An 11,151-nucleotide genomic window follows, 5' to 3' on the forward strand; every position below is an offset into this window, starting at 1 on the left:
TATGGATGAACAAGTTTGTAATGTGTATTGAATGGAAAATAGCCTCTAATCTTAGAGGCTATTTTATCTTATTTAAACCAAACCCATAATTAATTTATGGCTTTTAGCATAAATTAGTATTTGAAGTTTAAAGACAATACCGCACTACGGCCTTCAGCTTCAGTTGCATAGTGAGATGCATAAGCTTTGGTGAAATAACGTTTATCAGACAAGTTGTTCACGTTTAATTGAACATTTACTTGTTTATTTACATCGTAGCGTGCCATTGCATCATAACGGACATAAGATGGGGCCCATTTAATGTTTGCAACATCACCATACACTTTGTCAGAGTAAACAGCACCACCACCAAGCGTTAACTGTGGTAATACTTTATAAGTTGTCCATAAAGTTGCTGCTTGTTTAGGTACGTTTGGCATTTGATTGCCATTGTAAATGCTGTTGTCAGTACATGTCGCTGATGCACCTGAACCACGGCAAGATTTACCATTTTTGGTTAATTCACTGTCAAGATAAGTATATCCAGCAGATATATCCCACTTATCTGTAATTTTACCATTCATGCTAAGTTCAACACCATCAACTTTGCTTTCACCCACATTGGCATATGTTGTTGGGTCAAGTTGTACGCGTGTATTTTGTTTTTCAGTACGGAAGATCGCAGCGGTTAAATTCAAACGATCATCTAATACATCCCATTTTGTGCCTAACTCAAAAGTTTGTGCTTCTTCAGGATCAATCATTTGGTTATTTGCATTGATGGTTTCGCTGTTATCACCCCAACCTGCATTTAACCCAACTGGACTTGCAGATGTTGCATAACTTGCATAGATCGAACCATTTTCAACAGGTTTAAATGTGACACCTGCTTGGTAAGTGAAAAAGTCTGAATCATTGTTGGCTGTAAATGCCGCAGCAGAAGAAGTTGCACGGAAGTTTTGTTCTGCTTCAAACTTGTCCCAACGTACACCTAAATCAAGTAGCCATTTTGGTGTAAATTCAATGCTATCTAAGAGATAAACCGAAGTACTTTCCACAGTGGCATCAAAATCTTGACGTGCTTCTAAACGATCTAAGAATGGTTTTTGAGTTGGATTGTTGAGAGAAGTACACCAATTGGTTGAAAGATCAGAACAGTCACTAAAGAAGCCTGTAGTCGACACTTTGCCATTTTTATCGATGATGTTATAGCCACCTTTATCGGTTTCTTGCTTACTATATTCAGCACCAGCATTAAAGCTGTGTTTAATTGCACCAGTGTTAAACTTACCTGTTAATGCCAATTGGTCAGTAAAGGTATCGCTATCGGTAATTGCTGAATTTAGACGATGCCAAACTTTGCCATTTGCTACATTACCTTTTGAGTCATCTGGGTTCGTCCACACGTAATCATTTTTAGATTTGCTGTACATCGCAGTGTTCGTAAGGGTCAAGTTATCAGTTAAATCATGTTCTAACTTGATTGTACCTGCTTGGTTTTCCTGTTTTTGGAAGTCACGGTCTTTCCAACCATAATAGGTTCCTTGTTTAACATCGGCAGGTTTACCTTGGGGTTTACCTAAACCAGCATCCCAGTAAGGAATACCTGAATCAGGTGTATCATCCGATTTTAAGTAGTAATAGCTTAAAGTTGCGCGAGTAGGGGTGTCTAAACCAAAAGTAATACTTGGTGCGATACCTGCACGTTTATATTCGGCACCATCATCTTGACCCGCTTTTTCATTGTGATGTCCCATCACAGCGACACGAGCCGCGATTCCATTGCCAAAATCTTTGTTACCATCAAGTGTAATACGCTGATAGTTATCTGTACCGCCTGCAACAGAACCTTCTAAAAAGTCACCTTTTTTTGCCACTTTTGAGATCATGTTGATGCTACCACCAACAGTGCCTGCACCGCCCATTGCAGATGCTGAACCTTTAGTGACTTCAACTTGTTCTACAGCAAACATTTCACGGTTTTGTGATGTTGAGTTGCGCACACCATCGATATACATCGAACTTTCAGTGTTATAGCCACGGATAAATGGACGGTCACCATTTGGGTTACCACCTTCACCTGCACCTAATGTAATCCCAGGTACAGTACGAAGAGCATCTGCAAGTGTAGTGACTTGAGTGTCTTCTAATAGTTGTTTTGAGATTACTGAAACAGATTTTGGTGTATCAAGGAGCGGGGCAACAAATTTTGAACTTGCTGATTTATCAACTTTAAAGCTCGGCGCCTTTTCAGCAGCAACTTCTTGGCTAATAGTTGGAAGTTGAGTGACTTGATCTTGTGCGATTGCATTTACAGCAATAACGGAAAGTGACGAAGCAATTGCTGAAGAAACAATTTTCTTACGTGTTTTGATGAAGGCCATTTCAAACCTGATTTGGAATAATGAATTTGTATGCGAATAATAATGATTCTTATTTGTTCTTTCATCTTTATACGATTGTAAATCACGATGAATAATTAAAATGTGATAGTAGTATTTAATGTAATGATATAACAAACTAAAATTAAGCTAATGTTTTTATTGAATATTGAAAAAATAAGTTATGTTTGTTTGTTTGATTGAGATTATGAATATAGACATGATTGTGAATTAAATAAGAATAAATCGTAAATTGTTGATGTAAAAAACCTGCCGAAGCAGGTTATTTATTTAGCAGATTAACTTTAGAACTTAAAAGTAGTACTTAATTGGACACGGCGGCCTTCTTGAGTATTGCTATAACGGTTGTAATAGCTATTTGCGACTTTCTCATAGTCGTTAAAGTCTTTATCAAAGACGTTGTACAGAGCAACACCAATATCCCAGTTCGGCGTGACATTAAAGTTTGAACCGACATGTAATAATGCGTATTCCTTGTAGTCGCCTAGGGCATCATAAACCTGTTGATTCGCTGCAGTTAGATTGTCATAGGTTGAGGTGAAACGTGCACGTTCACTTCGATATTCACCACGTGCCCATAAATTCACAAAGTCAGCAGCTTGCCATTTAAGCGAAGCATTGACCATATGTTCTGGTGTGTCATTAAGTACAGGATTGCCTAAACTACTATCTTTAATTTCAGTTTCAGTCCACGTGTAGTTCAGTCCAAATTTCCAATTATCAGCAAATGCCCAATTTAAACCAGCTTCTATACCATAGACTTCAGCTTCTTCGGCATTCACAGGACGAGTCACATTCCATGAATCTGGTGTACCACGGTTATAATCCATCACCCATGGCGTTCCAACTGATGCCATGAAAGCCTCACAATCCGCTTTAGACCAATTAATACCCGAAGTCGTTGTGTTATCAGTATTACAGCTAATTTCCTTATTACCCGTCATGATTTTATCTTCGATTTGGCTAAAGAAAGCCGTAATATTGAAGTCAAAATTATGATTGGTAGAGAAATATGTACCAAACTCAAAGTTTTTGCTGGTTTCAGGTTTTAGATTTGGGTTACCAAAAGTTGGCGTACGCCCCTGACCACTGACATTGACCACACCGTCAGTTAAGCGTTCCAAACGTGGAGCTTTATAACCCTCACTATATCCACCTTTGAACGTCCAGTTTTCATGTGCATTCCAGACCAAATATGCACGTGGCGTCCAAAAGTCACCAAACGTATCGTGGTCGTCATAACGAAGACCAAGTGTTAATGCAAGATTGTCGTTTAGCGACCAAGTATCTTCGGCAAATAAACCCAATTGCTCAAAAGCAACTTCTTTTTTTACACGTAAACCATCACTGATACTGGCTTCCCACCATTGACTGCCCAAAGTAATACTGTGGTCATCAAAATATTGAGTGGTAAATTTAGTATCAAAAATTGTATCTTCACTTTCTAATACACGAGGAGTCATGGCGGTTGACATCCCTTGTGCACGTGCAGGAATTAAACGTCCAACCGTTTCTGTTTGAGTATTGATAATACTTGACTCAAGTTTACCAATTGCATTATTCCAAGTATGCGCGAGGATCATTTTCTCACGGTTGTATTCTTGAGCATTACCATAACCGCCATTCGCGCCAAGAGTACCTAATTGACCTTTGCTATTGTCATACCATTGTTCAGTTTTTTCATATTCAACTGAAATATCATGATCGCTGTGCGGTGTCAGGGTTAAGCGAGCACCGATAGTTTCTAGATCTGATTTAGTTGGGCTATTTCCGCCACTGAGTTCAGTGCCAGTATCATCGTCATCACTACGTATTAAATCTGATTGATCACGTTCCGCTTTACGTGCACGGATTTGTAAACCCAATAAATCTTGAATAATCGGCCCTGTTAAAAATGCGTCGACAGCGCGTTGGTTACCAAAGTCTGAGTGGTTTGGCAGTACTGTGCCTTCTAAAGTGACTGAACCTGTCCATTCTGGTGAAACTTTTTTGGTAATGATGTTGACTACACCACCAATTGCATCAGAGCCATATAAAGTGGAAGCTGGTCCGCGGATGACTTCGATGCGTTGAATCGCAGAAACGGGTGGAATAAAACTATTATTCGATTCACCAAATCCGTTAGGGGCAATGTCACCTGTACTATTTTGTCGGCGTCCATCAATTAAAACCAAAGTATATTCGGCGTCCATACCACGAATACGAATATTTAATCCGCCGGTTTTCCCTGCTGTAGGACTAATATCAATACCTTCTACATCACTTAATGCGTCTGCAACGGATGTGATTCGTTTATTTTTTAAGTCTTCAGCTGTAATTACGGTAATTGAAGCAGGTGCATTCTTAATTTTTTGTTCAAAGCCGGCAGCAGAAACAACAATGGTTTCCATTTGTTGTACTTGAGCACTATCAGTTTCAGCATGGGCAAAACCTGTGATAGTTGCTATTGCCCCAATTAAAGCAGCAGAAAGTGGGTTGAGATTAAAATTACTCATAAAAAAAATTCCAAATATGGATAAGATAAATATATGAAAATAAATTAAAAAATTAACGTTAAGAATAATAATGAGAAAGCTTATCATTTGCAATAATGCTTAGGGGAAATAATTAATATTTCTTTTGAAGTTACCGCAAATACCTAAAAAGAATAAGGACAGCAAAGCTTGAATTTATGGTGTTATAATCCTTTTTTGTATATCTTGAATTGTTGTCATATAATGTGGCACTTTTTTTTAAATTGTTTTATTAACAAAATATCGAGGAAGCCATGCAAGTAACTTCTGAAGCGGTTTCGGGCGTTGCCCGTCGTTTAAATGTATCTGTACCGACGAGCCGTATTAACGAGCAGTTTGAAGCTCGCTTGAAACGCACTGCCAAAACTGTGAAGATCAACGGCTTCCGTCCGGGTAAAGTGCCTGTAAACGTTGTTCGTCGTGAATATGGCGCGGGTATTTACCAAGAAGTGGTTAACGACATCATTCGTGACACAGTATTCGAAGCAATCCAACAAGAAAAAATCAATGCTGTTGGCATGCCAAACATTGAAAAAACTGAAATGAAAGATGATGCTTTAGTTTATGAAGCAACTGTAGAAGTTTATCCAGAAGTTGAAGTGAAGTTTGAAGGTCTTGAAGTTGAACGTAAAGCAACTTCTGTTGACGACAAAGACGTTGAGAAGATGATTGAAAATCTTCAAAAACAACGTGCTTCTTGGACTGAAACAAAAGGCATGGCTAAAAAAGACATGCAAGTAACTTTCGATTTCGAAGGTACTGTTGACGGTGAGAAGTTTGAAGGCGGCGCTGCTGAAGACTTCCAACTTGTTCTAGGTTCTGGTCGTATGATCCCTGGCTTCGAAGACGGCATCGTTGGTATGAAGAAAGGCGAAGAGAAAGTTATCGATGTAACTTTCCCAGAAGACTACCAAGCTGAAAACTTAGCGGGTAAAGCTGCTCAATTCAAAATCACTGTTAAGCTTGTTGAAAAACAAAAGCTTCCAGAAGTTGATGCTGAATTCTTAAAAATCTTCGGTCTAACTGAAGAAGAAGGCATTGAAAAACTTAAAGCTGACGTTCGTAACAACATGGAACGTGAAGTGAAAAACGGTCTTCGTAACCAAGTGAAAGGTGCAACTTTTGATGCGCTTGTAGCAGCGAACGAAGTTGAACTTCCAGAAGCAATGGTTGCTCAAGAAATTGACCGTCAACGTCAACAAATGATCCAACAGTTCACTCAACAGTTTGGTGCTCAAGGCGCTAAAGCGTTTGATTCAAGCATGCTTCCAGATGACCTGTTCAAAGAGCAAGCTGAAAAATCAGTGAAACTTGGCGTATTGGTGAGCAAAGTATTGGCTGACGCTAAACTAGAAGTTGATGCTGCACGTGTTGATGCATACATCGAAGACATGGCTTCTTCTTATGAAGATCCTAAAGAAGTAATCGAATACTTCAACAACGATAAACAGCAACGCGCTCAAATCGAATCAGTAATTTTAGAAGACCAAGTTGTAGACTTCATCTTGGGTTCAGCTAAAGTCACTGATACTCAAGTTAGTTATGAAGATTTATTGAAAGAGCAACAAGCTCGTCAACAAGGCTAATTCTTAGCTTTCAAAAAAAAGGCGCGTTAAGCGCCTTTTTTTATCGGAATTCGTCCCCAAATAAGTTGTCCTGATTTCACAATGCTTATGAAAAAAATATCTGTTATTTAATTGGGAAACTTTTGCAATTTTGACAAATATCCCTCATATTGTGATTTATGAGTTGAGTCAGAAAAATTTAGGAATAAATAAAGTATGTATGTTCCAACAATTGAAAACGCACTAGTACCCATGGTGGTTGAGCAATCTTCTCGTGGCGAGCGTTCTTTTGATATTTACTCACGCCTTTTGCGTGAACGTGTGATTTTTTTAACCGGTGAAGTTGAAGACAACATGGCTAACTTAATTGTTGCGCAAATGTTGTTTTTAGAAGCAGAAAACCCAGATAAAGATATTCATTTATATATCAACTCACCAGGTGGTTCAGTGACTGCAGGTATGGCAATTTACGATACCATGCAATTCATTAAGCCTGATGTTGTCACCTACTGTATGGGACAAGCAGCCTCTATGGGTGCGTTCTTACTCAATGCAGGTGCAAAAGGTAAACGTTACTGTCTTGAAAATGCCCGTGTCATGATTCACCAACCACTGGGTGGTTTCCGTGGTCAAGCATCGGACATCGAAATTCATGCACGTGAAATTCTATTCATTAAAGAACGTTTAAACCGTTTAATGGCAGAGCATAGCGGTCAAGACTACGAAACTGTTGCTCGAGATACTGACCGTGACAACTTTATGACAGCGCAAGCTGCAAAAGAATACGGTCTTGTGGACGAAGTTTTATCTAAACGCCCATAAGTTTTAAAGAATTAATTATTGGAGTGAATATGTCCGAACATCCTCAAGGACAAAAGCATTGTTCATTTTGCGGTAAAACGCAGTCTGAAGTCGGGAAACTGATTGCAGGTGAGGACGCGTACATCTGTAATGAGTGTGTGGACGTATGTCTTGACCTAGTTCAGACCAGTCAGCAAGTTGAATCAAATGACTGGGCAACTCGTCCTTTACCCAAGCCCCATGAAATTCGTGCTGCACTTGACCAATATGTCATTGGGCAAGATATCGCGAAGAAAACCTTGTCTGTTGCCGTTTATAACCACTATAAACGCTTAAAAGTCGGTACAACGGGTAAAAAACCTGAAGATGGTATTGAGCTTTCAAAAAGTAACATTATGTTGGTTGGACCAACAGGTTCAGGTAAAACCTTACTTGCGCAAACCCTTGCTCGTTTGCTTGATGTGCCTTTTGCAATGGCTGATGCGACAACACTCACGGAAGCGGGTTATGTCGGTGAAGATGTTGAGAACATTGTTCAGAAACTGCTTCAAAAAGCAGACTACGATGTCGAAAAAGCGCAAAAAGGCATTATCTATATCGATGAGATCGATAAGATTACTCGTAAGTCTGAAAACCCATCGATTACGCGTGATGTGTCGGGTGAAGGTGTTCAGCAAGCCTTATTGAAAATGATCGAAGGTACGGTTGCATCGATTCCACCCCAAGGTGGTCGTAAGCATCCGCAGCAAGAGTTCATTCAAATTGATACCTCGAATATCCTGTTTATTTGTGGCGGTGCTTTCTCTGGTTTAGAGAAAATCGTGCAACAACGTCAGGAAAAAGGTGGTATTGGCTTTACTGCAGAAGTACGTAAAAAAGATGAAACCAAAAAGTTGTCTGACTTGTTTCGTCAAGTTGAAGCAGCTGACCTTGTAAAATTTGGTTTGATTCCAGAATTTATTGGTCGTTTGCCGGTGATCGCAACCTTGGATGAGTTGGATGAAGAAGCGTTGATGCAGATTCTGACTGAACCGAAAAATGCATTAACTCGTCAATATCAATACTTATTCGATATGGAAAATGTCGACTTAGTCTTTGAAGATTCAGCACTGCGCGCTGTGGCGAAAAAAGCCTTGGATCGTAATACTGGTGCACGTGGTTTGCGTTCAATTTTGGAAAATTCATTACTTGAAACTATGTACGACTTACCAAGTCGTAATGATGTAGGGACAGTAGTAGTGAATGAAGCTGTGATTAATGGTGAAGCAGCACCAGAATTTAAAGCAGAGCGTCAGCCAAAAAAAGAAGAAGCAGTAGCGCCTAAGTCAGATTTGAAAGTTGTAAACTCTAAATCTGCCTAATCGCTGTTCGTCTGAAACGTGTGTAAATCGAGAGTTTGCACACGTTTTTTATTGCCAAAAATAAAAATGCAATGTTAATCTCAGCAAGATGGCGTGGATGCCTGAAAGCTAAAACTTAAAACAAAAGATCTAAAATAAAAAAGACGCAGTGAGGGATAATCATGCGTGGAGTCTTAATTCTACTTTTAAGCAGCCTAGCTTTATTGGGTTGCCATGGAAAATCTTCAATTGAAAATACTCAGTTGGCTTCAACACTTAAACCGGTGGACCCCGCAAGTGTACCGGGGCATATCGAACAATATCGTTTGGGGATGTTTACGATTGGTGGTTGGGTCAATCAAAAGCACGGTCAATATTTTCAGGAAATCAAACCACAGCATGATCAGGCTGCTGTGGTGTATTTATACCGTCCAGATTCAAAATGGAATCGACAGGAAATTGTTGCCAGCAGCCTATTCTTAAATGGTGAGCGGATTCCGAGTTTATTGAATAATCATTATTATTGGGTGGAGTTGCCTGCTGGTAACTATCGTCTTTCAAGCAGTCGGCCATTGGGGATTAATCATTTTCAGAAACCGAAATATTTAGATTTCGAGGTTGAAGCTAGGCAGTCTTATTTTATTAAATATGATGAAGAAAATTTAGCCAGTAAACGTAGTGTATCTGGTCCTATCTTACTGATGCCAGAAAAAGTTGGACGCAATGAAATTGCATTTACTGAATTAAAATCCAATAGTTTTAACTTTGTCGCAGAAGATCAAAATTCAGGGAAGGTGCATAGGAGTGTGCAAAAGTTAAAAGCACCAGATTATGATCCTGCTGAGGACGTTCAATTGACCAAACCTTTTAAGTTATGGAATCCACTGACATGGTAAATGGTTGAAATAAAATTTTAAATTTATCTATGATCTGGTTGTATAAACAATAAAAAAGCACCCAATAAGGGTGCTCTTTTATTGTGGTGAAATTAACCCGCAGCAGCGTCTACTACTGGAATTTTACCAATTTTTGCTTGCCAGATTTTTGGTGCAGTCGCGTGTACCGAAGTACCGTTTACGTCTACAGCAACAGATACTGGCATATCTTTTACGACAAATTTGTAGATTGCTTCCATACCTAGGTCAGCAAATGCTACAACTTCAGCTTCACGGATCGCTTTTGATACGAGGTACGCAGCACCACCAACAGCCATCAAGTAAGTTGCTTGGTTATCTTTAATCGCTTCAACGGCAGCAGGACCACGGTCTGCTTTACCGATCATGCCATAAAGACCAGTCGATTCAAGCACTTGACGTGTGAATTTATCCATACGTGTTGCAGTTGTTGGGCCAGCAGGACCAACTACTTCATCACCGACAGGATCAACAGGACCAACGTAGTAAATGAATTTACCTTTAAGGTCGACAGGAAGTTCTTCACCTTTGTTTAACATGTCCACCATACGTTTGTGCGCAGCGTCACGACCTGTATAGATTGTACCGTTAAGTAGCAGCGTGTCGCCTGGTTGCCATGAGTTCATTTCTTCTTGTGTGATGTTATCAAGGTCAACACGTTTAGAAGATGAAGAATCCCAAGTAACTTCAGGGTAGTCATCAAGGCTAGGGGCGATAATGTGAGCAACACCTGAACCATCTAGAGTGAAGTGTGCGTGACGTGTTGCAGCACAGTTCGGAATCATACCAACTGGTTTGCCCGCAGCGTGACATGGGTAATCTTTGATTTTGATGTCGAGAACTGTAGTTAGACCACCAAGACCTTGAGCACCAATTCCTAAAGCATTTACTTTTTCGAAAATTTCGATACGAAGTTCTTCAAGTTTGCTTTGTGGGCCACGACGAAGCAATTCGTCCATGTCCAATTCTTCCATTAATGCTTCTTTAGCAAGCATCATGGCTTTTTCAGCAGTACCACCAATACCGATACCTAACATACCAGGAGGACACCAGCCTGCACCCATCGTCGGAACAGTTTTAAGTACCCAATCTACGATTGAGTCAGATGGGTTGAGCATTGCCAATTTAGATTTGTTTTCTGAACCGCCACCCTTTGCAGCAACGGTGATATCAACTTTGTTACCCGGAACAAGTTTGTGATAGATCACAGCAGGGGTGTTGTCTTTGGTGTTCTTACGACCGAAAGCAGGGTCAGCAAGTACAGATGCACGAAGGATATTTGAATTTTCTAAATAACCTTGACGTACACCTTCGTTAATCGCGTCGTCTAAGCTCATCGTTAAATCAAATTTAACGTCCATGCCCACTTCAACGAATACGTTTACAATACCGGTATCTTGGCAGATTGGACGATGTCCTTCTGCACACATACGAGAGTTAATTAAGATTTGCGCGATCGCATCTTTAGCCGCTTTGTTTTCTTCACGGTCATACGCACGACTCATCGCTTGGATGAAGTCTTGAGGGTGATAGTAAGAAATGAACTGAAGCGCATCTTTAACCGATGTGATCAAGTCATCTTGCTTGATAATAGTTGTCATACAAATATCTCTTGAGCGGGCTGATAGCTAGCGGGC

At 39.9% G+C, this 11,151-nt stretch carries 7 protein-coding genes; 4 read left to right on the forward strand and 3 right to left on the reverse strand.

The window, feature by feature from the left end; genetic code table 11:
- Positions 1 to 113 precede the first annotated feature (113 nt).
- Together ACN6OV_RS03385 and ACN6OV_RS03390 are read right to left on the reverse strand one after the other, a co-directional pair.
- Entirely contained in the window at positions 114 to 2,363 is a 2,250-nt protein-coding gene (locus tag ACN6OV_RS03385; RefSeq protein WP_427949650.1) for a TonB-dependent receptor, read from the reverse strand.
- A 302-nt stretch (positions 2,364 to 2,665) separates the two neighbouring features.
- Complete coding sequence (locus ACN6OV_RS03390; protein WP_427949652.1) at positions 2,666 to 4,876, reverse strand: TonB-dependent receptor domain-containing protein; 2,211 nt, start codon at positions 4,874 to 4,876, stop codon at positions 2,666 to 2,668.
- 272 nt (positions 4,877 to 5,148) lie between these two features.
- On the opposite strand from ACN6OV_RS03390, the gene tig reads away from it, so the two are divergent.
- The 4 genes from tig (at position 5,149) to ACN6OV_RS03410 (ending at position 9,496) form a co-directional block, all read left to right on the forward strand.
- Entirely contained in the window at positions 5,149 to 6,480 is a 1,332-nt protein-coding gene (gene tig / locus ACN6OV_RS03395; RefSeq protein WP_427949654.1) for a trigger factor, read from the forward strand.
- Between the two features lie 195 nt (positions 6,481 to 6,675).
- A complete protein-coding gene (gene clpP / locus ACN6OV_RS03400) occupies positions 6,676 to 7,281 on the forward strand; it encodes an ATP-dependent Clp endopeptidase proteolytic subunit ClpP (protein ID WP_078192707.1) in 606 nt (201 codons plus the stop codon).
- A 29-nt stretch (positions 7,282 to 7,310) separates the two neighbouring features.
- Complete coding sequence (gene clpX / locus ACN6OV_RS03405; protein WP_427949655.1) at positions 7,311 to 8,621, forward strand: ATP-dependent protease ATP-binding subunit ClpX; 1,311 nt, start codon at positions 7,311 to 7,313, stop codon at positions 8,619 to 8,621.
- Between the two features lie 161 nt (positions 8,622 to 8,782).
- Complete coding sequence (locus tag ACN6OV_RS03410; protein WP_427949656.1) at positions 8,783 to 9,496, forward strand: DUF2846 domain-containing protein; 714 nt, start codon at positions 8,783 to 8,785, stop codon at positions 9,494 to 9,496.
- Positions 9,497 to 9,588: 92 nt separating this feature from the next.
- On the opposite strand, the gene ACN6OV_RS03415 is transcribed toward ACN6OV_RS03410, so the two are convergent.
- The gene (locus ACN6OV_RS03415; protein WP_427949658.1) at positions 9,589 to 11,115 is read right to left on the reverse strand and encodes a fumarate hydratase; all 1,527 of its coding nucleotides are present in this window, start codon (positions 11,113 to 11,115) and stop codon (positions 9,589 to 9,591) included.
- Between the last annotated feature and the right edge of the window lie 36 nt (positions 11,116 to 11,151).

Origin of the sequence: Acinetobacter sp. (assembly GCF_050285345.1) — a bacterium.
In the GTDB taxonomy this organism is placed as follows: Bacteria; Pseudomonadota; Gammaproteobacteria; order Pseudomonadales; family Moraxellaceae; genus Acinetobacter.